The organism is Actinoallomurus iriomotensis (assembly GCF_030269445.1).
In the GTDB taxonomy this organism is placed as follows: Bacteria; Actinomycetota; Actinomycetes; order Streptosporangiales; family Streptosporangiaceae; genus Actinoallomurus; species Actinoallomurus iriomotensis.
On sequence record NZ_BSTJ01000004.1, the window covers coordinates 646,392 to 671,034 of the forward strand.

Below are 24,643 nucleotides of genomic sequence, written 5' to 3' on the forward strand. Positions count from 1 at the left end.
AGCCCTCCTCGGGATCACAGGTGAACGGGCCCCCCGATGTCCTGCGGTCAGTGCCGGTCGGCGCGCCAGCGTTCGTACTCGGCGCGGGTCTCCTGCGTGAGCGGGTAGTAGTCGACGAGCGCGCCGCCGTCCTCGATGCGGGACCGGCTGAACTTCTCCCACTCCTCGTGCTCGCCGGCCGACTCGATGACCTCGCGGGCACGGCGGCGCGGCACGATGACGGCGCCGTCGTCGTCGGCCACCACCAGGTCGCCGGGCAGCGTCAGCACGCCGCCGCACGCGATCGGCACGTCGTACGCCCACGGGAACAGCTCGGACTGGGACGCGTAGTGCGGGGTGACGCCGGTCGTCCAGATGGGCACGCCGAGCTGGCGCACGCGCGGCGCGTCCCGGATGCAGCCGTCGACGACGATGCCCGCGCCGCCCTTCTGCTTGAAGTAGCGGACCAGCATGTCGCCGAAGCAGCCGGTGTAGGCGCTGCCGTAGGCCTGCACGACGAGCACGTCACCGGGCTGGACGGTCTCCAGCACCGCCCACAGCGCGGTGTGCCGTTCGATGTACTCCTGGCCGAGACCGGAGGCGATGTCCTCCCGCTGCGGCATGAACTGCAGGGTCAGCGCCCGCCCGGCGACCTTCTGCCCCGGCTCCAGCGGCCGCGGTCCGGCGACGAACGTCCGGCGTATTCCCTGCGCGTGCAGCTTGGCGCAGGCCGTCGCGGCGCTGACCGCGGAGAGCCGTCGCACGAGGTCGGGGTCGGCCGGCTCCGGAGCATCGCCCCGTACGGGCAGGTCCCACACCGAATCCTCGTCGGCACTTCGGCCGCTGTCTTCCACTGACGACTCCTTCATGGTCATGCGTCCGCCGGGATGGTCCCGGCGTGCTGATGGGCGGGCCGGACGGCCCGCGGGGCCAGGTGCAGGTCGAGCCGGATCCGGCGGCCCGGCGGCAGGACGACCTCGATCCGCGATCCGCCGACCACGACCTCCCGGCTGACGACGGCCGCGTCCGGCGCGACGTACGAGGTCAGGTCGCCGGGGTAGGCCGTCTCCGCGGCGGTGACCACCGCGCGCGTGATCCGGTGCTCGCCGAACGCGCCGGCCTGCACGACCACACGGCGGGTGCCGGTCAGTCCGGTGTGCACGAGCTCGACGCCGGTACGGTCGGGGCCGACCTCGTCGACGAGCGCCGCCACGTCCGGCGGCAGGCCCGGCCGGCGGCGGTCGGCGTCGAAGTAGGCCAGCCGCGCCGGCAGCAGGCCGCCGTTGTAGAGGACCTGCGGCGTGCCGGTGGTGAGCTGGAGCAGCGCCTCGGTGAGCACCGGGTTGAGCCGCTGCCAGTGGTGGACGTGGATCTCGCCGGGGTCGACCTCGTCCACGTCGATCAGCGCCATCCGCCGCTGCACCTGCCCGAGCGCCGTGGCGAGCATGGCCTCGGGGAAGCCGGGGTTGTCGCCGCGCAGGAACTCCAGCCACGGCGCCTCGTGACCGGCCTCCTCCTTGTTACGGAAGGCGCGCACCACCCGCCAGTCGTAGCCGGACTCCCGCCGCAGCCGGTCGAGACGGTCGCGGTCCGGCTCGGCCATGCCCGCGTGCCACAGCCATACCGGCAGGCCGAGCTGCGGAGGCTGGAAGTCGAACCAGCCGCCGTCGTCGTGCCGGTTCGGCACGAGCAGGGTCTCGCGGGCGGCGTCCTCGCCGAGCTCGGCGTACCACCGGTCGCTGATGCTCATGTCGGTCCCGCTGACCGAACCGCGCCGGCTCTCGCCCAGGACCAGGTCGATCGGGCCGCGGCCGAGGTCCAGGTGGTCCGTGCCGCCGGTGAGGATGACGGAGTTGACCGCGGCGACGGCCGCCGCCGCGCCGACGCTGTAGATGCCGTGCGGCCACTGCCAGCCGTAGTTGCCGCCGTACCAGTGTCCGCCGTGCAGCTCGCCCACCCGGCCGGACGGGCCCACGTTGTCCGGGAGTATCCCGCCCAGCTCGGCGGCCCGGCGCTCCCACGCGCCCATGTAGCGCAGCGCCCAGTCGCGGAACCGGTCCTCGTGGCCGTACAGCCAGGCGTTGGTGGCCAGGCTCGTGGCGGCCAGGTTCACCGCGACGTCGCCGCGGCCGATCCGCTCGTTCATGGCGGCGCCCATGCGGGCGGCCTTCGCCGGGTCGGCCAGGTCGTCCCACTTCTCGATGCCGGGCAGGTCGCGCAGCGGCAGCCCGAAGGGCCGCATCGACGGCTGGTCCGGGCGGTACGACGACGCCCACTCCTCGTTGACGCCGTAGCGCGGCCCGCCGCCGCCGTTGTGCGGCGCGCGGATGATGTCGTGCTCCGGGTCGTAGTTGCCGGTCGGCGAGTCCGGCAGGTACAGCTCGGCGAAGCGGTGCGCGCGGGCGGCGAACTTCTCGTCGCGGGGGTCGGCGGCGCAGATCCCGTAGAACAGCAGCAGGGACTCGCCCTGATGGAACCAGTCGTAGCCGCGCTCGAACTCGTCCACCAGGTAGCCGAATCCGGTGAGCTGGGCCGTCACCCCCTCCCAGTGGTGCTTGCAGGCGTCCAGCAGGTCGTCGGCGCCACCGAGCTGGTACAGGACCGGCCAGTTGAAGAACGCCTCGTAGAAGTCGTCGGCGCCGTCGCGGCTCGCGATCTCGCCGTTGTACCGCAGCGCGCCGTCGGGCAGGCAGTAGTGCGCGGCGAACGCGCGCCAGGCCTCGTCGAGCACGTCGAACAGCCGGCGCTCCAGCACCGCCCAGGCCGGCGGCGCCCCGGCGGGCACACTCGCCACTACACGCGGGACATCTTGAGACACGGGTCAGCCCTTCGTCGCGCCGGCCGTCAGGCCGCTGATGATGTGCCGCTGCATGACCACGAAGAAGACGAGGAGCGGGGCGATCGCCAGCAGCAGCGTCGGGAAGACCACCGAGTAGTCGGTGGAGTACTGGCTGACCGCCGCGTAGACGCCCGTCGTGACCGTGTACAGGCCGCTGCCCGGCCCGAGGATGATCTGCGGGTTCACGAAGTCGTTCCACACCGAGAAGGTGTTGAGGATGACCATCGTGGCGACCACGGGCCGCATGAGCGGGAAGATGATCTTCCAGAAGGTCCGCAGCCGCCCGGCGCCGTCGACCGCCGCGGCCTGGTCCAGCGTCGGCGGGATCGTGCCGATGTAGCCGGCGTACAGGAAGACCGAGAAGGGCAGCGTGAGCGCGGTCTCGAAGAGCACGAAGCCGCGGATCGTGCCCATCAGCCCCAGCGTCTTGAGCACGTACACGACCGGGATGACCAGCACCTGGCCCGGGATGAACGTGCCGGCCAGGAAGGTCAGCAGCAGCAGCCGGTAGCGGCGGCGGGAACTGCGGGCGATGACGTACGCGACGGGCCCGGCCAGCGCCACGGACAGCACGTTGACCGCCACCACGAACAGGATGGTCACGGCGTACCCGCGCACGATGTTGAACTGCGGGTTGTGCAGCGCGTGGGAGAGGTAGCGGGTGGTGAGGGCGCCCACCGGCAGGCCGAACGGGTTGGCGAGGATCTCTTCCTGCGGCTTGAACGCGTTGACCACCAGGACGTACAGCGGGGTCAGCATGAAGATCGCGACCAGGCCCAGGAACACCGCCCGCGGCAGTCCGCTGCGCCGCCGGACGCTCCGCCGCTCGGGAGCGGCCGCCTCCGAGACGGCCGTTCCCTCCTCCGCACGACTTTCCGTCACCGTCAGCTCGCTCATGAATAGACCGCCATTTCGCCGCGACGGCGCATGCGGGTGACGACCAGGGCGAGGATCCCGGTGACGATCATGAGCACCACGGACTGCGCCGAGCCGAACCCGAGCCGGTTGTCATGGAAGGAGTTCCACAGGATGAGGTAGGCGACCGTCTGGGTCTGCCCGGCCGGTCCGCCGGCCGTCAGCGAGACCACCAGGTCGTACGTCTTCAGCAGGGTCACCAGCGACAGGACGATGTTGACCGTCACGACCGGCCCGAGCGCCGGCAGCGTCACGTGGCGGAACACCTGCCACCGCGTGGCGCCGTCGATCCGCGCGGCCTCCACGAGCGAGCGCGGAACCGCCTGCAGCCCCGCCAGGTAGAGCACGACGTTCACCCCGAAGCCCGCCCAGACCAGGACCGCGATCATCGTGATCAGGGCCCAGGTGGGATCGGACAGGAACGGCAGGACGCTCCCGCCGTGCGCGGTGAGCAGGCTGTTCACCGCCCCGGTGGTGCCGAGGATGGCGCTCCACAGGAAGCCCACGACCAGCGCGCTGAGCACGTGCGGGTAGAACAGCACCACGCGCAGGAACCGGTTGATCCGTGACGTGCCGTTCACCAGGAGGGCGAAGCCGAGCCCGAGGAGGTTCATCCCGGCCGTGCCGGCGACCGCGACGAGCAGCGTGACGAACGCGGCGTGCCGCATCACCGGGTCCGAGAACAGGTGCGTGTAGTTGGACCCACCGATGATCTTCGGCTGGGCGCTGTAGCCGTCCCAGTCGGTCAGGCTCAGGTAGAACGCCAGACCGACCGGGACGACGAGCATGACCACGAAGACCACGGTCGCCGGGACGACCATGAGCAGGGTGGCGGCACCGTCACCCGCCCGCTTGGTCCGCTTCACGAAATTCATGAGTGCGCGCTGACCCACTCGTCGACGGCGGAGGCGACCTTCTCGGGTGAGCGGCCGACGTAGAGGCCCTGCACCTGGGTGTTCCACGCGTCGTTGAAGCCGCTCGGCAGGGTGTAGTCGCCGTAGCCCTCACCCTGCGGCACGCCGGAGGGCGCGGCGTCGAGGATCTGCTGCACCTGCTGTTCGAGCGGGGTGAACTTCCGGTCGTAGCCCTTGCGGAAGTTGCCGTCCTGCTGGAGCTGGCTGGTCACCGCGGCTTTGTCGGTGACGAGCCACTGGACGAGCTTGAGCGCCAGCGCGCGGTGCTTGGTCGACTTCAGGACCATGTACGGCGCGGCCATGGTGGCGCCCTGCGGGCCGGGGCTCTTCTGCCCCGCCTGGACCGGTGCCGGGAAGACGCCGACCTCGAAGTCCTTCTTGGCCGTCGCCTCCGACGCGGTGAACCAGCTGCCCATGACGTACATCGCGGACTTGCCGGAGAAGAACCTGGTCTGGGAGTCCGGGTACTTCAGGCCCATCGCGTTCTTGTCGAGGTAGCCCTTGTCCAGCCAGCTCTTGTAGAGCTTGAGGTAGGGCAGCATCGAGTCGCCGACCTTGAGGCGCTTGGCCCGGATGTCCTGATACCACTGCGGGTGGCTCTGGGCGAGCGAGGGGTCCGCGAGCTGGAGCATCTGCAGGCCGGTGACGAAGTCGCCCGCGGTCTGCAGTGGAAGGTAGCCGGCGCTCTTGAGCTTGCCCATGTCCTGGGTCAGCTCGTCCAGCGTCGTGGGCGGCTGCGCGATCCCGGCCTTGGTGAAGGCGGTCTTGTTGTAGAAGATCAGCGACTGGGCCTGCTCACCGACGCCGACCGTGTAGATCCTGCCGCCGAGAGCGGCCTCCTGGACCAGCGGCGTGCCCTTCGTCCACGACTGGTCGGTCAGGTCGAGCATCTGCGGCGCGAGCGTGCGGTCCGCCATCAGGGTCTCGACCACGTCCGGAGCATTGCCCGCCGCCAGCTGCTGTGGCAGCGTGTCCGCCACCGTCTTGCCGGTCGGCGCCTCGATCTTCACGTCCACACCCGGATTCGCCTGCTCGAACGGCTTGACGAGCCCCTCCCAGTAACTCTGGGTGAGGTTCGGGGTGATGTTGACGAGCATGCGAACCGTGCCCTTGTCACCGCCGTCCGACGAACTCTTGCCAGAGAAGCCTCCCCCGCCGCCACAGGCGGCCAGTGCGAGGGCCAGCACGGTTCCGACGGCAGCCCGGCTCAGGTGTTGTGCGCGCATCACGCCTCCTCCCCGTTGAGCCCCCCGGCCTTCAACGTTCTAATGGGTCAATCATCGAGTAACGATGCATTAATAAATGGGGGCGAGGCGCGGTGTCAAGGGTTACCTTGGTGTAACAAACCGAGGTACAGTGCATTTCGTACTCGAAATGAGTCATAAGTCCATGCATCCGCGGAGTACTCTGATCCGATGACGACCACGTCCAACCCCTCCTTCGCCCTGAGTGACGCGGACCGCTCGACGCTGCTGGCGTGGGCCGCGCAGGATGACGGAGCCCTGAGCCTGCGTAGCCGGATCGTCCTCACGCTGGCCGAGGGCCTGTCCAACAAGGACGTCGCCACCCGGCTGGGCGTCAGCCCCGCGACCGTCGGCAAGTGGCGGAGCCGGTACACCGAGCACGGCCTCGACGGACTGGCCGACGCACCGCGGCCGGGCCGCCCGCGCAGCGTCGAACGCGAGGAGGCCGAGCGCCTCATCGCCGCCGCGCTCAGCGAGGCCGAACGCGGCGGCACCGTGCCCTCCACCCATACGCTCGCCCGCAGCCTCGGCCTGTCCCAGTCGACGGTCTCCCGCATCTACCGCGACGTGCAGGAGGCCGGGCCGCCGGCGGTGCCGGTCGGATCACCCCAGCCGCAGGCCGTTCCCGGCACCGACGACCTGCTCCCGCGCGAGCTGCTGTCCGACCGCGTGTACGAGATGCTCCGCCGCTGGATCGTCGAGGGGCGGCTCACGGCGGGCCAGCGCCTCAGCGAGTCGGAGATCGCCCGCCGGCTCGGCACCAGCCAGGCGCCCGCTCGCGAGGCGATCAAACGGCTGGTGCATGAGGGCCTGGTCCGCTACCTGCCCCACCGGGGCAACTACGTCACGCAGGTCTCCGAGGAGCAGGCCCGCGAGGTCCGCGACGTCCGTCTCCTGCTGGAAGAACACGCCGCCCGCAGCGCGACGATGTGCATCGAACCGCAGGCTCTGCAGCGGCTCACCGATGACGTCGAGCGGATGCGCCGGGCCGCGGGCCACGGCGACATCGGCGGCTTCCGCGACGCCGACATGGCGTTCCACCGTGACGTCTGCGCGGCCAGCGGCAACTCCTTCCTGCTCCGCGTCTGGCGCATGATCGAACCCAGCCTCTGGGGCCTGCACGTGCTCGGGAACCCGCTGTACGCGGGTGACTGGGTGGCCATGGCCGAAAATCACGCGACTCTCGTGGCCGCCCTGGCCGGCGGCGACCCGGATGAGGCCGGGCGCCTGTTCGCGAAACACGTGCGAGGCGAGTCCACCCGTACCTGACACCACCCCGACTCACCGCAGGAACCCCCTCCTGCCCTCTCCCGCGAGGAGCCCTCCATGGCCCGACCCGTAAGACGAGACGTACTCCGGATGGGCGCGCTGATGGCAGGCGGGCTGCCGCTGCTGGGCACCCTGCCGAGCGCCGCCGCGCAGGCCGACGACGCCGCGGCGATCGTGGCGCGGGTACGCCCTCCGCGCTTTCCCGACGCCTGGTTCCGGATCGACTCCTACGGCGCGGTCGGCGACGGCACCACCGACTGCACGCGCGCGATCGACGCGGCCGTCCGCGCCTGCCACGCCGCCGGCGGCGGCCACGTGCTCGTCCCGCCCGGCCGCTGGGCCACCGGCCCCATCCATCTGCTGAGCCGGGTCGACCTCCACGTGGAGGAGGGGGCGACGCTGCTCTTCAGCACCGACCCCGCCGACTACCTCCCGGTCGTGCTCACGCGCTGGCAGGGCGTCGAGGTCTACAACTACTCCCCGCTGATCTACGCCTACCGCCAGCGGGACATCGCGGTGACCGGCCGGGGCGTCCTCGACGCGCAGGGCGACAACGCGCACTGGTGGTTCTGGATCGGCTCCGGGCAGTACGGCTGGAAGTCCGGGATGCCCAACCAGCGGGCGGACTGGGCCGCGCTGGAGAAGATGGGCGAGGACGGCACGCCGCTCGACCAGCGGGTGTTCGGCGACGGCCACTACCTGCGCCCGAGCTTCATCCAGCCGCACTCGTGCCAGAACGTCCTCATCGAGGGCGTCACCCTGCGCCGGTCCCCGATGTGGAACATCCATCCGGTGCTGTGCAAGAACGTCACGATCCGCGACGTCTCGATCGACAGCCTCGGGCCGAACGGCGACGGCTGCGACCCCGACTCCTGCCAGGACGTGGTCATCCGCGGGACGACGTTCGCCACCCACGACGACTGCATCGCGATCAAGTCCGGCCGCGACCAGGACGGCCGCCGGGTCGGCGTGCCGTCGAAGAACATCCTCATCGAGGACTGCGTGTTCCGCAGCGGCGGTGGCGCGGTGGCGATCGGCAGCGAGATGAGCGCCGGCGTGTCCGACGTGGTGGCCCGCCGGCTCCGGATTCCCCTCGACCCGTCCCTGGACGAGGCGAGCGTCCAGTGGATCCTGTCGGTCAAGTCGACCTCGACACGCGGCGGGTACATCCGGGACATCAGCGTCTCGGACGTCTCGTGCCCGGCCTGGACGTACGTGCCGTTCGAGGTCACCTTCACCTACCAGGGCGGTGCGGGCGGCGACCTGTACCCGGACGTGTCGCGGCTGTCGGCGAAGAACTGGTCGGTCACCGGGCAGTGCGACCACCCCATCCGGATCCGCGGCGTCGAGACCGCGCCCGTGCACGACGTACGCCTGACGAACCTGAGGTTCGACCAGGCCGCGAACCAGCCGCTCGTGCAGAACACCACCGGCGTCACGGCCCGCCGCGTCGTGGTCAACGGCACTCCGACGGCCATGGGCACGGCCACGGCCACGACACCGTGAGCGCGACGTCCGGTCAGGGCGCGGGCTCGATCGCCAGTGCCAGCGTCGGGCAGTCGGCGACGGCACGGCGGGCCAGGGACAGCAGTTCGTCCGGCACGGGGCTCAGGATCGGGTAGCCCCACTCGTCCAGGACGATCACCTCGGGCAGCAGTTCGGCGCACAGGGCGTGCCCGGTGCACAGGATCGGGTTGAGACGCAGCCGCCACGGCACGGTCATCGTCCCCCTCTTGTCGGCAGGAGACCGGGCCCCTGGGCGGCCGGGCAGTTTCCGGGATGCCGATGCGCGGCGAGGTGCGGTCCGAAGACCCGCAGAGCGCTGGTCGCGAACCGCACCGCGCCGTCCGGGTGGCGGCACGCGCCTCGTCCCGCCACGGCCGACAGGCGCCCGTGGAGCCGTCGCCACACCGTCTCGCCGGCCCGTCCGTCGGCGAGGGCCGCGAGGTCCTCGGCGATGGCCGGGAGCCCGAAGGTGCAGGGCCCGCACTGGCCGGCCGTCTCATCGGCGAGCCATCGCATGATCCGCGCGGACTCCGCCACCCCGCACACGCGGGCGGGCAGGGCGACGATGATGCCGGGTCCGAGCGCCGCTCCGGCCGCCGCGAACGCCGCGGGGGTCGCGGGCGTGCGCGCCCGCCGGATCGGCAGCCACGCTCCCCCGTACCCTCCGGTCAGGATCGCCTGCAGCTGCTCGGCGGGGCCGCCGGCCATGCGCAGCAGGCCGGCCACGCTCGTGCCCAGCGGCGCCTCGATCACGCCGGGGCGCAGCACGGCGCCCGACACGGTGAACAGCGCGGTGCCGGGCGCGTCCGGCGTGCCACAGGCCCGGAACCAGCGGGGCCCGTAACGGGCGATGAGGGCGATGTGGGCGTAGGTCTCCGCGTTGGCGACCAGCGTGGGGCGTCCGCCGACCCCTCGCTCGAACGGGCGGGGCGGGGTGAACGCCGGCTTGGCCTCGCGGCCGCTCAGGTGGTTCACCAGCGCCGTCTCCTCGCTCGCGACGTACCGCCCCGGCACTCGCACCACCCGCACGGCCACGGACCGTACGGGCCCGCGCTCGGCCAGGGCGCTCTCCACCTGCGCGGCCGACTCGGCCGAGTGCACGCACACCGCGATCCGCCGGGCCCGCAGTGCCGACGCGGCGAGGACGGCTCCGTCCAGCACGAGGTGCGGCGCCACCGCGAGCAGCAGCCGGTCCTTGCCGCTCAAAGGCTCTCCCTCGGCCGCGTTGACCACCACGACCGGGGAGCGTCCCGACTCGGCCACCGAGCGCAGCTTGCGCCCGGTGGGGAACGCGCCTCCCCCACGCCCGGTCAGCCCGGCCTCGTCGAGAAGACCGATCAGCCGTGTCCCGGCTCGCTCCCCCGGCTCCGGGCCCAGGGACGGCAGGGCGCCGTACCGCGCCCGATGGTCGCGCAGCCCGGCGGGCCGGCCGAGCGCGTGGTACCCGGCCAGCAGACGCCGCTCGGACGGAGCCGTCGCGGGGGCCGTCATCGCCCCGCGGAGTCTGGCGTTCGCGCGGGGGTTCCCGCCCGCTTCGCCCAGCCGGGCCGGAGCGGGCCGTCGGCGCTCCAGCCGATGACGAACACCAGCACGATCAGCGCGGTCAGGGCCGCGCCGGCGCGGAGACCGCGGCGGCGCGGCCCCGGCGCGGCGATCCGCCACGCCACCACCGCGAGCACGACGGCACCGCACACCCCGGCGAGCAGGAGGAAGACCGGGACGCGGACGTCGCTGCCCGTACCCAGGGCGTGGACGAACGCGGTCACCCAGCACGCGTACGCCGACCAGTGCAGGACCCGCCACCGGCGCACGCCGATCCTCGTACGGAGCAGGCTGGTCACGGTGAGGATCAGGAGCGTGTCGAAGGCGACCGTGCCCAGGCCGAGCCAGATCGGACGGTAGGCGGAGGCGAACGGCACCACCGCGTCGGCGAGGTCGATCGGCGCGTACGAGTCGAGGATCGCGGTGCCGGCGTGCACGGCCAGGAAGCCCAGGCCGGCGAGGGTGAGGTTGCGGTGCATCCCGGCGATCACGAAGCGGGGAACACGCCGTCCCCCGAACCGCACCGCCGACAGCACCCCGAGGACGACCACGCCGGTGAGGAACAGCAGGGCGACCTCGCCGGTCGCGCGGGTGGAGTACCACAGGAGTCCGTTCACCGCGGCACCGTGACCTCGGCGGACGGCCAGCCGGCCACGGTGAGCACCGTCCCGTCCAGCCGGACCAGACGGGCTGGCAGTGCCTGCTCGGCGAGCCGGCGGTCGGCGCCGCGCCCTTCGACCAGCGCGGCCGTGGACGCGGCGTTGGCGTCGAGGCAGCTCCCGGCGGCGACGCTGACCGTGCGCCACCACGTGCCGGCCGGCGCGCCGGTCGACGGGTCGATGATGTGGTGCCACCGCCGGTCGCCGTGCCGCCAGTGACGTACGGTGAGCGACGACGTCGCGAGGCCGCCATCGGTGATCACGACGGTCTGGCCCGGCTCGTCCGGCCCGGCTCCGTGGTCGTCCGTCACGCGTATCCGCCAGCCTCCGGACGGCGCCGGGCCGCTCACCGCGATGTCACCGCCGAGGCCGACCAGCACGCCGCATCCGGCGGCGGACGCGGCCCGCGCGACCGCCCGGTCCACGGCGAGCGCCTTGGCCGTCGCCCCCAGGTCGAGGCTGACCCCGCGCGGAAGCCGCACGACCCGGTCGTGCAGCTCGACGACGGGCCAGCCCGCCGCCGGTCGCGGCACGACGTACGGCCGTGAGGCGCCACCGCGGACCTCGGCGAGGTCGCGGTCGTAACCGGCGGAGATCAGCGCACCGCCCACCGTCGGATCGACCAGGCCGCCGGTCGCCCTGGCGACCGCCAGCGCGCGGCCGAGGGTCTCGGCGAACAGCGGCGAGACCTCGACCGGACGGCCGCACGCGCCGTTGACCCGCGACAGCTCGGAGTCCGACCGGAACCGATCGCACGCCTTCCCCATCGCCGTGACCTCGTCCTGGAGGGCGCACCAGGCGGCGTTCATGCGCCGCGCGTCCGTCACCACCAGGCACCCGGTCATCCCCCAGATCGGGAAGTCCCGCCGGCGTTCCATCACGACCCGCCGGAGGTGGCGTGGGGACGCCGGTGCGAGGGGCGGGGAGCACGGTGCGGCGGAGTGAGCCGGGGCCGGCCCGCCTCGGCTGGGGGCGAGGCCGACGCCCGTCCCCCGGAGGCGTCGCCGGTCCCGGCCGGGGAGGGCGCGTCGGACGGGGCCGCCTGTCCCGGCAGCAGGTGGGCCAGGCCCATCCCCAGCACGCCGGACAGCACGACACCGGCGGCGACCGCCCTCCGCGTCCACCTGGTCACCGCGGCGAGCCCGGCGTCACGCGCGCGGCGTCGCGAGCGTTCCCAGCGGTCCATGATCCCTCCCCTTGCCGGCCTCCGGCCGGTGGCCGGGGGCCCATGTGCGCCGGGTCAGTGATGCGGCCCGGAGACCTGCCCGGATGAAGTGGCGACGCCGTGCCACGCCGCGCGGGCGCCGCTGTCGCCGATCCGTGCGACCTGAACGCCGCTGGCGACCGCGCCGACCACCGCGACCACCGCCGCCCCACCGGCGAGGTACCGCGGCCAGCTCACCTCGCGGGTGGCGCCCAGCCGGCGCGCCGCGACCAGCACGGCCAGCCCCAGCCAGAGCAGGCCGGCGAACGGCAGCAGGCCGTCCGCCATCGACGTGTGCTGTTCCACGAAGGCCGAGGGCCGTACGTGGCGCTCCAGCTGTTCACCGGTGTGCGTGGCCAGCGGGACCGAGATCAGGGCGAGTGTCGCGATCACCAGCGCCGCCGGCGCGTACCTGTCCCGCGCCGCCGGCCACACGGCGACGACGAGCGCCGACAGGGCGGCCAGCGGCACGAGGACGACCACCGCGTGCACGACGAGCGGGTGCGCGGGCAGGCCGAAGATGGTGGAGAACATCGGTGTCCTTCTCGAGGGGGGTCCGAGGTACTCCAGCCTCTCGGGGGAGGTGCCAGGAGCGGGTAAGGGAAATGTTCGGAAGTCGTTCAGATACCTGGAATGCCCGTACGGTAAGACCGTGACCAGCGCTTCTGCACGGATACTGATCGTGGAGGACGATTCCGGGATCGCCGGCTCGCTCGACCGGGGGTTGACGCGCGTGGGCTACACGACCCGGACCGTCGCCACCGCCGAGGAGGCACGGTCGGCCGAGGACTACGACGTCGTCCTGCTCGACCTCGGCCTGCCCGACGGCGACGGTGTCGAGCTCTGCCTCGAACTGCGGGCGCGGTCCGACGCGGCGATCCTGGTGATCACCGCGCGCGGCGAGGAACCCGACCGGGTCGCCGCGCTCGACGCGGGCGCCGACGACTACCTCGTCAAGCCGTTCGGGTTCGCGGAGCTGACCGCCCGGATCCGCGCCGTCCTGCGCCGCAGCCGGATCACCGGCACGCAGGTGCTGGCCCACGGCCGGCTGCGGATCGACACGCGTACGCACCAGGTCACATGCGACGGAACGGAGGTCCCTCTCACGCCGACCGAGTTCGACATCCTGGAGTGCCTCGCGACCGACCCGGGCCGGGTCGTGACGCGGCAGGAGATCATCGAACGGGTCTGGAACACCCGCTGGTACGGGCCGACGCGGGTGCTCGACGTGCACATCGCGGCGCTGCGCCGCAAGCTCGGTGATCCATCGGCGATCGTGACCGTCTACGCGCGCGGTTTCCGCCTCGGGGACCCGCAGTGACCAGCCGGATCCTCGCGGCGCTGCTGGTCCTCACCGGCGGTCTGCTGCTCGGCGCGCTGCTGCCGCTCGGCTTCGCGATGGCGAACCAGCACGAGCACGACTACCGGACCGGCACCCTCACCATCGCGCACACGCTCGCGGCGGCGTCCGAAGAGCAGATCGCCGACCATGAGAAGTCCACCATGCTGCCCCGGACGCTGCGTGCGCTGCGCGCCGAGAACGAGGACGGCGCGCGGCTGACCGTCGCCGTGACGGACGACGACGGGCACGTCGTGGCCGGTGGGGACACCGGGCTGTACACCCCGGCGCGGGCGGCGCCGGCGCTGGCCGGCCGGACCCGCCTGACCCGGGACGGCGACCGGCTCATCGCCGCGGTGCCGGTGAACGGGCATGCCGAGGCGGTGGCCGGCGCCGTCCTGCTGTCCCGGCCGCTCGACCCGCTGCACGAGCGCGTGATGTGGCTGTGGGGCCGCCTCGCGATGGTCGCCGTGCTCGCGGTGATCGCGGCGGTCGTCCTCGCCATGACGCTCGCCCGCTGGGCCGGCCGCCCGCTGCGCGCCCTGGAGGTCGCCGCCGAGTCCCTCGGCACCGGCGACCTGACCGCGCGCGCCGACCCGCCGCGGCAGCCCGCCGAGGTACGGCGGCTCGCCGAGCGCTTCAACGTCATGGCCGCCCGCCTGGAGGGCCTCGTCGACGACCACCGCACCATGATCGCCGACGTCTCCCACCAGCTCCGGACGCCGCTGGCCGCGTTGCGGCTGCGCATGGAACTCCTCTCTGCCGAGACCACCGACGCCACCGACTTCGACGGCGCCCTCGACGAGCTCGCCCGCCTGTCGCGGATGGTCGACGGCCTGCTCGCCGTCGCACGAGCCGAGAACGTCACCGAGACGCCGGAGCATGTGGCGATGACCCGCATGCTGGACGAACGGGCCGAGGCATGGCGGCCGGTCGCCGCCGAGCGCGGTGTGCGCCTGTCCGTCGAGACGCGCCGCCCGGTCGCGGCCCACGCCGTCCCCGCCCACCTCGAGCAGGTGATCGACAACCTCGTCGACAACGCGCTGACCGCCACGCCGCCGGGCGGGCACGTACGGCTCGACGTCCGCCGCTCCGGCCGCCGGACGCATGTCACCGTGGCCGACGACGGCCCCGGGATGAGCGCCAAGGCCATGGCCGAGGCGTTCCGGCGCTTCCGCAGCGGCAGTCCGGCCGGTACCGGACTCGGCCTGGCGATCGTCCACCGGCTCATCACCGCCGACGGCGGAACGGTGCGGCTGTCCGACACTCCGGGCGGTGGACTCACCGTGACGCTCGACCTCCCGGCCGCGGCCCGATAACGGTTTCCGGGGCCCGGCAACGGGAACCTGAGTCCGGAATCCGGCATCGGATCGGGAAAGGGAAGGAGCCACTCATGTCACATGACGGCGGAGGATCCGTAGGCCACCACGGCGGCTTCAGCGGAGGGCACCACCACGGCGGCGGTGCCGGCCACCACCATCACCATCACGCCGGCGACGGCGGGTTCATCCCGCCCGTGGTGAGCGGCGGGCGGACGCGCGGGGTGTCGCCCGTGGCCGGCGTCGCGCTGGTCCTGGCCCTGGTCGCCCTCGCGTTCGTCATCGCGTACGCCGGCTGACGCCCGGGGCCCGCTGCCGGTTCGCCGGCGCGGGATCTACGATGGCGCATCACCATCTTCGGGCCGGAAGGGAGCGCCGCCGTGGACGCGGACGTCATCGTGGTCGGAGCCGGGCTGGCAGGACTGGTCGCGGCGCACGAGCTCACCAGCCGGGGCCGGAAGGTGGCGCTGGTGGATCAGGAGAACGCCGCCAACCTCGGCGGTCAGGCCTACTGGTCCTTCGGCGGGCTGTTCCTCGTCGACTCGCCCGAGCAGCGGCGCCTGCGGATCAAGGACTCCTTCGATCTCGCGTGGAACGACTGGCAGGGCAGCGCGGGGTTCGACCGGCTGGACGACGAGGACTCCTGGGCGGTGCGCTGGGCCCGCGCGTACGTCGAGTTCGCCGCCGGGGAGAAGCGCTCCTGGCTCGCCGGCCACGGCATCGAGCTCACGCCGGCGGTCGGCTGGGCCGAGCGCGGCGACCTGCGCGCGGACGGCCACGGCAACTCCGTGCCGCGCTTCCACATCGCCTGGGGCACCGGAACCGGCGTCGTGCGGCCGTTCGTGCGCAGTGCCCTCGAGGCGGCCGACGCCGGTCTGCTGACGTTCCACCACCGTCACCGGGTCGACGAGCTCATCGTCCACGACGGCGCCGTCACCGGGGTCCGCGGCACCGTGCTCGCCGGGGACGACTCGGCGCGCGGGGTCGCCAGCAACCGCGACGCGGCGGGAACGTTCGAGCTGAGCGCGCAGGCGGTCATCGTCGCCAGCGGAGGGATCGGCGCCGACCACGACATCGTGCGGCGCTACTGGCCCGAACGCCTGGGCACCGCGCCGAAGAACATGGTCACCGGGGTGCCGGCCTACGTGGACGGGCGGATGCTGGACATCACCGCCGACGCGGGCGTGCGGCTCGTCAACCGCGACCGGATGTGGCACTACACCGAGGGAGTGCGCAACTGGGACCCCGTCTGGCCCGGCCACGGCATCCGCATCCTGCCGGGACCCTCCCCGATGTGGTTCGACGCGCTGGGCCGCCGCCTGCCCGACCCCTGCCTGCCCGGCTACGACACCCTCGGCACGCTGAAGTACCTGCGCACCACCCCGGACATCGCCGGGTACGACCACTCGTGGTTCGTCGTCACCCAGAAGATCATCCAGAAGGAGTTCGCGCTGTCGGGGTCGGAGCAGAACCCCGACCTCACCAGCGGCGACCGCAAGGCGGTCCTCCGCGAACGTCTCTCCCGTGGAGTGCCCGGCCCGGTGGAGGCGTTCAAGCGCCGCGGCGCCGACTTCGTGGTCTCCGCGACGCTGGACGACCTGGTGACGAAGATGAACAAGCTGACCGGCGAGCCGCTGCTGGACCCGGCCGTGCTGCGTCGCCAGATCGAGGCCCGCGACCTGCAGATCGCCAACCCGTACAGCAAGGACTCCCAGATCCAGGGGATCCGCAACGCGCGCCGCTACATCGGCGACCGGCTCGGCCGCGCCGCGGCCCCGCACCGCATCCTCGACCCGCAGGCCGGGCCGCTGATCGGCGTGAAACTCCACATCCTCACCCGCAAGACGCTCGGCGGCATCCAGACCGACCTCGACTCCCGCGCCCTCGGCCCGGACGGGCAGCCCGTGGACGGCCTGTACGCGGCCGGGGAGGTCGCCGGCTTCGGCGGCGGAGGCGTGCACGGCTACAACGCCCTGGAGGGCACCTTCCTCGGCGGCTGCCTGTTCTCCGGCCGCAAGGCGGGCCGCGCCGCCGCGGCGGCCACCGCCTGACCCGAGGCCCGTCGCGGCCCCGACGGGCAATGGGGTCATCCTCGTGACGCGGCCTCCGGCGTGCGTCCGTACCGGCGGGCGACCTCTCTCGGGGCCGCGGGCCCGCTTCCGGTGGACGGTCTTCCCTCCAGGACGACGATCCGATCCGCCTCCGGGGCCAGATGGAGGTCATGGGTGATCAGGATGGTCGTGCGGCCCGCCATGAGGCGGCGCAGCGGGGCGAGGACGCGGCGGGCGGTCGGGGCGTCCAGGCCGGTGGTCGGTTCGTCGAGGATGAGCACCGGGGCGTCCCGCAGCATCGCGCGGGCGATGGCGATCCGCTGGCGCTGTCCGCCGGACAGCAGGCGGCCCTGGCGGCCGACCGGCGTGTCGTAGCCCTCGGGCAGGGCGGTGACGAAGTCGTGGGCCTCGGCGGCGCGCGCGGCGGCGACGATCTGCTCTTCGGTGGCGTCCGGGCGGCCGTACGCGATGTTGTCGCGCACCGATCCGGGGAAGAGCATGGTCTCCTGCTGCAGCACGGTGACGGTGTCGCGCAGGGTCGTCAGGGAGAGTTCGCGGATGTCGACGCCGTCCAGCCGGATCCGCCCGCGTTCGGGGTCGTAGAACCGCAGCAGCAGCCTGGCGATCGTGGACTTGCCCGCGCCGCTGGGGCCGGTGACGAGGACGAGTTCCTCCGGCCCGGCGCGGAAGGAGAACTCCTCCAGCGCGGGCCGGCCGCCTCCCGGATAGCGGAAGGTGACGCCGTCGAAGGCCACCCGTCCGCGGCGCGCGGCGCGGGTACGGGGCACCGGGGGGTCGGCGACCGCGGGCGGTGTCTCCATGATCTCGATGATCCGGTCGGCGCTGGCCGCCGCCTCGGAGGCGGTCAGGCCCACGTCGCCCAGGCTCTGGAGAGGCGGGTACAGGTAGCCGAGGTAGGCCGCGAAGGCGAGCAGGCCGCCGAGCGTGACGCGGCCACGCGCGAGCTCCCAGGCGCCGAAGCCGAGGACGAGCAGGACGCACACCGTCTCGATCACCTGGACGAGCGGCTCGTACAGCGCGGACAGCCGGTTCTCCGCCATCTTCGCCTCCAGCCACGTCAGCCCCTCGCGGTGCAGACGCCGCCGCTCGGCCGGCTGCCGGTTGTACGCCTGCACGAGGGCGTGGTTGGACAGGCTCTCCTCGACGACGCTCGTCATGGCGCCGTTGCTCTCTCGCTCCCGTACCGCCGTCTCCCGGAACCGCGCGGTGAAGCGTCGCACGGCGAGCCAGAACAGCGGCGCGAGCGCGAACGAGACGAGGGCCAGGTCCCAGCGGACGTACAGCGCCGCGCCCGCGAAGAAGACCGCGCTGACGACGGAGGTGACGGTCTTGATCAGCCCGGAGGCGACGAACTGCTCGATCGCCTCGACATCGTCGGTCAGCCGCACCATCAGGTCGCCGGTCCGGCCACGGTCGAAGAAGTCGGGCGACAGCCGCTGGACGTGGGCGAAGACCGAGTCCCGCAGCCGCAGGAGGAAGCGCTCGCCCACGAGGGCGGTGAGGTAGTCGCCGCCGAAGGAGGCGACGGCGGTCAGCACCGACAGTTGCAGCCACACGAGGGCGGGCGTCCAGAACGCGGCCAGGTTCTTCGCGGCCAGCACGTGGTCGGTGATGAGGCCGAAGATCCAGATCGCGGCGGCCTCGCCGGCGGCGGCCAGGACCAGCAGCAGCGCGCCGACGACGAGCCACCGGCGGATCCCGCGCGTGTACGGCCAGAATCGGCGGAACGCCTCCCGGGCGGAGACGCCATTCCGCGGAGCCTTCGATCGCGATTCCATGTTCCCTCCCGCGACGAGAAGGGAGCCGGCGGTCGCCGGCTCCCCGTTCCCTCGTTGATTCGTCAGCGGGACGTCCGCTTGGCCGGCTTCTTGTGGCGCTTGGGCGCCGGCTTGCGCGGCGGCTCGACCTTGCGGTTCTTACGCGGCACGGGCAGTTTGCGGAAACTCATCATCGGGTCCTTTCAGTACCCCTTCGTCGCCTTTCGGCGCTGACAGGAATGACATTAGGAACCGACACTGAGAATCAGCCGAGACCACGATGAGATGAGCTTTGAATCAACGTGATATCAGGCTGAGGGGGCGCGGTTTTACGGAGCCGGCGGGTCGCCGCCGCACCAGCCGGACCAGAACCGAGCGCATCGTGCCTCGCGTCGTGCAGCCGCTCCGGATTCCGGTGCGTGAGCTTGAGGTGCAGGCCGGCGATGTCATCCACCGGCGGACAGCGGAGCCCCGCGAGGAGCAGGATTTAAATCAAGCGATTGACTTACGTCGTGGTTTCGGGTTGGCTGGTCGGGTCCGGGCCTTACAGGCGGGTCTGACCCAGAGGAAGGTGCGCGGTGGAACACGGCGACGGCCGGCAGGCGCTCAGCTATCCGATCCCGAGCCCGGCGGCGTTGGAGCCGCCCGTGGAGTGGGCCGACCTGCGGCGGGAGTGCCCGGCCGCCCGCGTGACGCTGCCCAGCGGTGACGAGGCGACGCTGCTCACCCGCTACGCCGACGTACGGAAGGTGCTGTCCGACCCGCGGTTCAGCCGGCGGTTGAACGCCGAGGACGCGGCCCGGATCGGCGACAGCGAATCGGGTGGAGTGTTCAACGGCGAGATCTCCGAGACGCTCCCCCAGACGGGTGAGGAGCACCAGCGCTGGCGCCGGATGATCACCAAGTGGTTCACCGCCCGGCGGATGGCCGCGCTCCGGCCCGCCATCGAGACGATGGCCGAGCGGCTCGTCGACGAGATGGTCGAGCACGGCCCGCCCGCGGACCTCAAAGCGAGCCTGGGCTTCCCGCTGCCGGTGTGGGTGATCTGCGACCTGCTCGGGGTCGACGACGCGGACCGCGACCGGTTCGCGTACTGGTCCGACACCTTCCTCAACCTGACCCGCTACACGGACGAACAGGTCGCGGCGGCGCAGGCCGAGTTCGTCGAGTACATGACCGCGCATGTCACGGCCAAGCGGGCCGACCCGGGCGAGGACCTGCTCAGCGAGCTGACGACGGCCACCGACGCCCGAGGCGGCCGGATGCCGGACGCGGTCCTGGTGGCCACGGGCCAGGCACTGCTCGTCGCCGGGCACGAGACCACGGCGAACATGATCGCCAAGATGGCGGGCCTGCTGCTGGCCGACCGGCGGCGCTGGGAGCGGCTGGTGACGGACCGGTCCCTGGTGCGCTCCGCGGTGGAGGAGGTGCTGCGGTTCGACGCCAACGCCGGCATCGGCATGCCGCGCTACATCGGGGAGGAGGTCGAGCTGGCCGGCACCGTGCTCCCCGGCGGCACGACCGTGATGTGCGGCATGGCCGCGGCCAACCGGGACGAGAGCGCCTTCGACGACGCGGACCGGATGGACCTGGCCCGCAGCCCCAACCCTCATCTGGCCTTCGGCTCCGGGGCGCACTCCTGCCTGGGCCAGGCGCTGGCCCGCACCGAGCTGCAGGCGGTGCTCGACGTCCTGCTGCGCCGGCTCCCCTCCCTGCGCCTCGCCGTCCCGCCCGCGGAGCTGCGCCGGATCGAGGGGCTCGCCGTCGGGGGGCTGCGCGAGGTCCCGGTCCGATGGTGAGCGTGGCCGGCCCGTCGAGCGTGCTGGTCGTCGGCGCCTCCGCCGCCGGGCTCTGCACCGCGGAGGCGCTGCGGCGCAAGGGCTACACAGGACGCCTCACGGTCCTGGGCGACGAACCGCACCTGCCCTATGACCGGCCGCCCCTGTCCAAGCAGGTCCTCTCCGGCGCCTGGACACCGGACCGGGCGCGGCTGCGCACGGAGGACGCGCTGGCCGGACTGGACGCGGAGTTCCTCCTGGCCGACCCGGCGATCGGCCTGGACCCGGCCACCCGTACGGTGCGGACGGCCTCCGGCCGGACGCTGCGAGGCGAGGTCGTCGTCGTGGCCACCGGCGCACGCCCCCGCGAGTTGCCCGGGCAGGCCGGCCTCGCCGGAGTGCACGTCCTGCGCACGCTCGATGACGCGCTCGCCCTGCGGGCCGGTATGGCGGGGTCGTCGAGGCTCGTGGTCGTCGGCGACGGGGTGCTCGGGGCCGAGGTCGCCGCGACCGCGCGGACGCTGGGCCTCGACGTCACCCTGACCGGTCCCCGGCCCGCCCCGATGGCGGGGACGCTCGGCCCCCTGGTCGCGAACCTGCTCGCCGAGGTGCACGCCGAGCACGGCGTACGCCTGCGGATGGGCGGTCGCGTCGCCGCCCTGGCCGGCCAGGACGGCACGGTGACGGGCGTTCGCCTGGAGGACGGCGAGGTGCTGCCGGCCGACATCGTCGTCGTCGCGATCGGCGCGGACCCGGCCACCGGGTGGCTCGGCGGATCCGGGCTGCCGCTGGACGACGGGCTGGTCTGCGACTCGCGCTGCCGGGCCGCGGAGGGGATCTACGCCGTCGGCGACGTGGCCCGCCGGCACGACGAGCGGCTCGGCGGCCTCGTCCGCCTGGAGAACCGGACCAATGCCGCCGAACAGGCCCGCGTAGTCGCCGCGAACATCCTCGGCGCGGACCTGTCCTACTCCCCCGTCCCCTACTTCTGGACCGACCAGTTCGCCGCCAAGCTCCAGATCCACGGCACGCTGCCCACGCATGCCGACGCCGATGTGACCGTCGTCGACGGTGACCTCGCCGGGCGCCGGTTCGTCGCCCGCTACTCCCACGCCGGACGCGTCACCGGCGTACTCGGCTGGAACATGCCCAAGCAGACCCGGCTGCGCCGCCAGGAGCTGCTCGAGACGCACACCGACCGCACTTCCCGTTCCGTGCTCACGCCCACCGCAGTCCCTGGAGGAGACGATGCCCCAGACCTTCGATCCGGCCACCGAGCGGGCCGACCTCCCGTTCTTTCCCATGGCCCGGGCGGCGGGCTGCCCGTTCGACCCGCCTCCTGAGGCACGGGCCGGGCAGCAGGAGGACCCGCTTCGCCGGGTCCGGCTGTGGGACGGCAGCACGCCCTGGCTGGTGACCGGCCACGCCGAACAGCGGACCCTTCTCGCCGACCCGAGGGTCAGCTCCGACCCCGACCGCCCCGGCTACCCCAGCTCCGTGCCGCGCGACCCCGGGGGCTCCTCCATCAGCTTCATCCTGATGGACGACCCCGAGCACGCCCGGCTGCGGCGCATGGTCACCGCGCCGTTCGCCATCAAACGGGTACGGGCGCTGCGCCCCGCCGTACAGAAGATCGTCGACGGCCTGATCGACGACATGCTGGCCGGCCCGAAACCGGCCGACCTGGTCGAGGCGTTCGCGCTGCCCGTGCCCTCCCTGGTCATCTGCGAGCTCCTCGGCGTGCCGTACACCGACCACGGCTTCTTCCAGAGCAAGAGCAGCACCATCATCAAACGCGACGCCGCGCCGGAGCAGCGGTTCGCCGCCTCCCAGGCGCTGTCCGCCTACCTCGACGCCCTCATGGGCGACAAGCTCGACCGTCCCGGCGACGACCTGCTGTCCGGCCTGGCCGAGCGGGTCAGGGCCGGGGAGCTGACCCGCGGCGAGGCCGCGCAGATGGGCGTCCTGCTGCTGATCGCGGGCCACGAGACCACTGCCAACATGATCGCCCTGGGCACGCTCGCCCTGCTGGAGCATCCGGACCAGCTCGCGATCCTGCGCGAGACCGACGACCGCGCCGTCGTCGCCTCGGCCGTGGAAGAGCTGCTCCGCTACCTGAACATCACCCACAACGGCCGGCGCCGCGTGGCCCTGGAGGACATCGCGATCGCCGGGCGGCTCATCCGCGCGGGCGAGGGCGTCATCCTGGCCAACGACGTGGGCAACCGCGACCCGCGGGTGTTCCCCGAGCCCGACCGCCTCGACCTGCGGCGCGACGCCCGCCGCCACGTCGCCTTCGGCTTCGGCGTGCACCAGTGCCTCGGCCAGCCGCTGGCGCGACTGGAGCTGGAGGTCGTCTACGGCACCCTCTACCGGCGCGTACCCACACTGCGCCTGGCCACGGAACTCGAGCGGGTCCCCTTCAAGCACGACGGATCCGTGTACGGGGTCTACGAACTGCCCGTGACCTGGTAAGTCACCTCGCCTCTCGGAAGGAACCCATGAAGGTCAACCTCGACCAGGACAAGTGCGTCGCCTCCGGCCAGTGCGTGGTCGCCGCCATGGAGGTGTTCGACCAGCGCGACGAGGACGGCATCGCCGTGCTCCTGAACGACAGCCCGCCCGCGGACCAGGCCGACGACGTCCGCCACGCCGCCACCGTCTGCCCGGCCCTCGCCATCACCGTCGAGGAGTGAACACCGGGACCGGCGCCGGTCCGCTCAGTGCGCCCGGCTCTCCGCTCGCGCCGACGAACCGGCGCCCGTCCCGTTCTCTCCCTTGGGGGACCATCCGATGTTGACGAGCCCGAGGCCGGCGAGCGAGACGGGGATGCCGAGCCAGGCCCAGCCGGTGAGCCGGCTCAGCCGGTGAGTCGAACCCGGTTTCCGGCGATGCGCCGCGTGCGGCGTGTAGGCGTTCCGCCCGCGCACGTACGCCTTCACCGAGTCGACGTGCGCGGCGCCGCCGCCCGCGGCCATGCCGCCGGCGATCTCCCCGTACGTCCCGTGCAGCGTCCCCGAGACCGAGCGGCCGTCCGGCGTCACCCAGCTGGCCTCGGAGCAGGTCGTTTTGTCGTTCACGGACACGAGGGGGTTGTTCCGTACCGTGCCGCACGAGCCCGAGATGGCCACCTCCACCGGCTTCGCGCCGTAGGCCTCCGTATGGTATCCGCCGATGAATCCGGCGACCTTCAGCGCGAACAGGGGGATGCCCACCGCCGCGACGACGGCGCCGATGACGACCGCGACCCGGCGCAGGACCAGCGTCACGGCGCCGCCCGGACTCCGCCATGCTCCGGTGGGGGCGGCCGAGTCGGCGGCGAGGCCGAGCGCGGTTCCCAGCAGCCCGGCCGCGAGACCCGCGGTGAGGACGAGCACCCAGGCGTAGACGGCGTCGGCGATCAGAATGCCGCCGAGGCCGACCACGACGGCCAGGACGCCCAGGCCGAAGAGGGCCGGGCCGACCGTGCCCAGCACCCGCCCGGACGGGGTACGCGGAGTCGGGTCCTTCTCGCGTTCTTCCGCCGCTCTGTCCGGCACGGTCGGGCTCCTTCTGGTTCGGCTTCATCGTCGGCCGGTCGGGCCGGCGCAGCAGAGTAAGACCGTCCGCGGCATCCGGTTCGCCGATACCCGCACGGAAGGTCGCCGATTCGCGCACGGCGGGCCGGCGCGGAGACGGCGGAGGCGCGGGTGAGAGCGGTGGCCGCTGTGGCCCGCGTACCGCGAATCGACCGGGTACAGGTCGTACGGCGGCGGGTACGGGTTCAGCGGGGCGCGCGGCCGTTGTCAGGGGAGAGCGGCCGGACCCACGCGGGCCTCGCCCGGTTCCCGTACAGGGCCCTTCGGTGTGAGAAGGGGGATCTCACATGGCACAGAAGGTAAGCGACGTGATGACGCCGGCCCCGGTGAGCGTGTCGGGGCAGACGTCGTTGTCGCACGCGGCCGGCCTCATGCGCGCGCACGACATCGGCGTGGTGCTCATCCTGGACGACGGCCGGCTGCTGGGAATGGTGACCGACCGCGACATCGTGATCCGGGCCGTCGCCGATGGCCGGGACGTGACACAGACGACCGTCGCGGAGATCTGCAGCTGCGACCTGATCACCGTCTCCCCCGACGACGACGCGGACACCGCCCTTCGCTCGATGCGCGACCACTCCATCCGCCGGCTGCCCGTCGTGGAGGACGACCGCCCGGTCGGAGTGCTGTCCATCACCGATCTGGCGGCCGGCGGCGACGCTCTCTCGCCGGCCTCGGCGACACGCGGCCGGTTCTGGTAGCCCGGCGTCGCTGATAGAAGTCGCCGGG

The 24,643-nt window shown here is 72.6% G+C and carries 24 protein-coding genes; 11 read left to right on the forward strand and 13 right to left on the reverse strand.

What is annotated here, in order from left to right:
- Positions 1-47: 47 nt before the first annotated feature.
- Genes QSK37_RS20305 through QSK37_RS20325 form a run of 5 tightly spaced genes read right to left on the reverse strand, consistent with a single transcriptional unit; the run spans position 48 to position 5,873 of the window.
- Positions 48-833: an RraA family protein gene (locus tag QSK37_RS20305; protein WP_285623298.1), complete on the reverse strand. Its 786-nt coding sequence runs from the start codon at positions 831-833 to the stop codon at positions 48-50.
- Positions 834-850: 17 nt separating this feature from the next.
- Complete coding sequence (locus tag QSK37_RS20310) at positions 851-2,797, reverse strand: DUF8034 domain-containing protein (RefSeq protein WP_285623300.1); 1,947 nt, start codon at positions 2,795-2,797, stop codon at positions 851-853.
- Positions 2,798-2,800: 3 nt separating this feature from the next.
- Positions 2,801-3,715, reverse strand: a complete 915-nt coding sequence (locus tag QSK37_RS20315) for a carbohydrate ABC transporter permease (RefSeq protein ID WP_285623303.1) — start codon at positions 3,713-3,715, stop codon at positions 2,801-2,803.
- Positions 3,712-4,608, reverse strand: a complete 897-nt coding sequence (locus QSK37_RS20320; protein WP_285623306.1) for a carbohydrate ABC transporter permease — start codon at positions 4,606-4,608, stop codon at positions 3,712-3,714. The genes QSK37_RS20315 and QSK37_RS20320 overlap by 4 nt, the downstream gene beginning before the upstream one ends.
- Positions 4,605-5,873, reverse strand: a complete 1,269-nt coding sequence (locus tag QSK37_RS20325) for an ABC transporter substrate-binding protein (protein ID WP_285623307.1) — start codon at positions 5,871-5,873, stop codon at positions 4,605-4,607. The genes QSK37_RS20320 and QSK37_RS20325 overlap by 4 nt, the downstream gene beginning before the upstream one ends.
- Positions 5,874-6,062: 189 nt before the next feature.
- Here QSK37_RS20325 and QSK37_RS20330 point away from each other — a divergent pair, with 189 nt between their 5' ends.
- The gene (locus QSK37_RS20330; protein ID WP_285623309.1) at positions 6,063-7,160 is read left to right on the forward strand and encodes an FCD domain-containing protein; all 1,098 of its coding nucleotides are present in this window, start codon (positions 6,063-6,065) and stop codon (positions 7,158-7,160) included.
- 57 nt (positions 7,161-7,217) lie between these two features.
- Positions 7,218-8,666: a glycoside hydrolase family 28 protein gene (locus tag QSK37_RS20335; protein ID WP_285623311.1), complete on the forward strand. Its 1,449-nt coding sequence runs from the start codon at positions 7,218-7,220 to the stop codon at positions 8,664-8,666.
- 13 nt (positions 8,667-8,679) lie between these two features.
- Here the strand turns inward: QSK37_RS20335 and QSK37_RS20340 are convergent, their stop codons facing one another.
- The 6 genes from QSK37_RS20340 to QSK37_RS20365 are packed head-to-tail and all read right to left on the reverse strand — an operon-like array spanning position 8,680 to position 12,605.
- On the reverse strand, positions 8,680-8,883 hold the full coding sequence (locus QSK37_RS20340; protein ID WP_285623313.1) for a ferredoxin: 204 nt from the start codon (positions 8,881-8,883) through the stop codon (positions 8,680-8,682).
- Positions 8,880-10,157, reverse strand: coding sequence for an NADH-ubiquinone oxidoreductase-F iron-sulfur binding region domain-containing protein (locus QSK37_RS20345; RefSeq protein ID WP_285623315.1), 1,278 nt, complete (start codon positions 10,155-10,157; stop codon positions 8,880-8,882). Before QSK37_RS20345 ends, QSK37_RS20340 begins: the two co-directional genes overlap by 4 nt.
- Positions 10,154-10,825 (reverse strand): hypothetical protein, encoded by a 672-nt coding sequence (locus QSK37_RS20350; RefSeq protein ID WP_285623318.1) that lies wholly within the window; start codon positions 10,823-10,825, stop codon positions 10,154-10,156. The genes QSK37_RS20345 and QSK37_RS20350 overlap by 4 nt, the downstream gene beginning before the upstream one ends.
- Complete coding sequence (locus QSK37_RS20355) at positions 10,822-11,745, reverse strand: FAD:protein FMN transferase (protein WP_285623320.1); 924 nt, start codon at positions 11,743-11,745, stop codon at positions 10,822-10,824. Before QSK37_RS20355 ends, QSK37_RS20350 begins: the two co-directional genes overlap by 4 nt.
- On the reverse strand, positions 11,745-12,053 hold the full coding sequence (locus QSK37_RS20360; RefSeq protein ID WP_285623323.1) for a hypothetical protein: 309 nt from the start codon (positions 12,051-12,053) through the stop codon (positions 11,745-11,747). Before QSK37_RS20360 ends, QSK37_RS20355 begins: the two co-directional genes overlap by 1 nt.
- A 54-nt stretch (positions 12,054-12,107) precedes the next feature.
- Positions 12,108-12,605, reverse strand: coding sequence for a DUF2231 domain-containing protein (locus tag QSK37_RS20365; RefSeq protein WP_285623325.1), 498 nt, complete (start codon positions 12,603-12,605; stop codon positions 12,108-12,110).
- Positions 12,606-12,723: 118 nt separating this feature from the next.
- Between QSK37_RS20365 and QSK37_RS20370 the strand changes: the two genes are divergently transcribed.
- The 4 genes from QSK37_RS20370 (at position 12,724) to QSK37_RS20385 (ending at position 16,780) form a co-directional block, all read left to right on the forward strand.
- Positions 12,724-13,392 (forward strand): response regulator transcription factor, encoded by a 669-nt coding sequence (locus QSK37_RS20370; RefSeq protein WP_285623328.1) that lies wholly within the window; start codon positions 12,724-12,726, stop codon positions 13,390-13,392.
- Positions 13,389-14,729, forward strand: coding sequence for a sensor histidine kinase (locus tag QSK37_RS20375; protein WP_285623330.1), 1,341 nt, complete (start codon positions 13,389-13,391; stop codon positions 14,727-14,729). The genes QSK37_RS20370 and QSK37_RS20375 overlap by 4 nt, the downstream gene beginning before the upstream one ends.
- 74 nt (positions 14,730-14,803) lie before the next feature.
- Complete coding sequence (locus QSK37_RS20380) at positions 14,804-15,028, forward strand: hypothetical protein (RefSeq protein ID WP_285623332.1); 225 nt, start codon at positions 14,804-14,806, stop codon at positions 15,026-15,028.
- An 81-nt stretch (positions 15,029-15,109) separates the two neighbouring features.
- Positions 15,110-16,780, forward strand: a complete 1,671-nt coding sequence (locus tag QSK37_RS20385; RefSeq protein WP_285623334.1) for an FAD-binding dehydrogenase — start codon at positions 15,110-15,112, stop codon at positions 16,778-16,780.
- 35 nt (positions 16,781-16,815) lie between these two features.
- On the opposite strand, the gene QSK37_RS20390 is transcribed toward QSK37_RS20385, so the two are convergent.
- The gene (locus QSK37_RS20390; RefSeq protein WP_285623336.1) at positions 16,816-18,579 is read right to left on the reverse strand and encodes an ABC transporter ATP-binding protein; all 1,764 of its coding nucleotides are present in this window, start codon (positions 18,577-18,579) and stop codon (positions 16,816-16,818) included.
- Between the two features lie 557 nt (positions 18,580-19,136).
- Between QSK37_RS20390 and QSK37_RS20395 the strand changes: the two genes are divergently transcribed.
- The 4 genes from QSK37_RS20395 to QSK37_RS20410 are packed head-to-tail and all read left to right on the forward strand — an operon-like array spanning position 19,137 to position 23,032.
- Complete coding sequence (locus tag QSK37_RS20395) at positions 19,137-20,357, forward strand: cytochrome P450 (RefSeq protein WP_285623339.1); 1,221 nt, start codon at positions 19,137-19,139, stop codon at positions 20,355-20,357.
- Complete coding sequence (locus QSK37_RS20400; RefSeq protein WP_285623341.1) at positions 20,351-21,679, forward strand: NAD(P)/FAD-dependent oxidoreductase; 1,329 nt, start codon at positions 20,351-20,353, stop codon at positions 21,677-21,679. Before QSK37_RS20395 ends, QSK37_RS20400 begins: the two co-directional genes overlap by 7 nt.
- Complete coding sequence (locus QSK37_RS20405) at positions 21,585-22,811, forward strand: cytochrome P450 (RefSeq protein ID WP_285623344.1); 1,227 nt, start codon at positions 21,585-21,587, stop codon at positions 22,809-22,811. The genes QSK37_RS20400 and QSK37_RS20405 overlap by 95 nt, the downstream gene beginning before the upstream one ends.
- A gap of 26 nt (positions 22,812-22,837) precedes the next feature.
- A complete protein-coding gene (locus tag QSK37_RS20410; RefSeq protein ID WP_285623347.1) occupies positions 22,838-23,032 on the forward strand; it encodes a ferredoxin in 195 nt (64 codons plus the stop codon).
- A gap of 24 nt (positions 23,033-23,056) precedes the next feature.
- Here QSK37_RS20410 and QSK37_RS20415 read toward each other — a convergent pair whose 3' ends face one another.
- Positions 23,057-23,875: a hypothetical protein gene (locus tag QSK37_RS20415; RefSeq protein ID WP_285623349.1), complete on the reverse strand. Its 819-nt coding sequence runs from the start codon at positions 23,873-23,875 to the stop codon at positions 23,057-23,059.
- A 326-nt stretch (positions 23,876-24,201) separates the two neighbouring features.
- On the opposite strand from QSK37_RS20415, the gene QSK37_RS20420 reads away from it, so the two are divergent.
- On the forward strand, positions 24,202-24,615 hold the full coding sequence (locus tag QSK37_RS20420) for a CBS domain-containing protein (protein ID WP_285623352.1): 414 nt from the start codon (positions 24,202-24,204) through the stop codon (positions 24,613-24,615).
- Positions 24,616-24,643 lie beyond the last annotated feature (28 nt).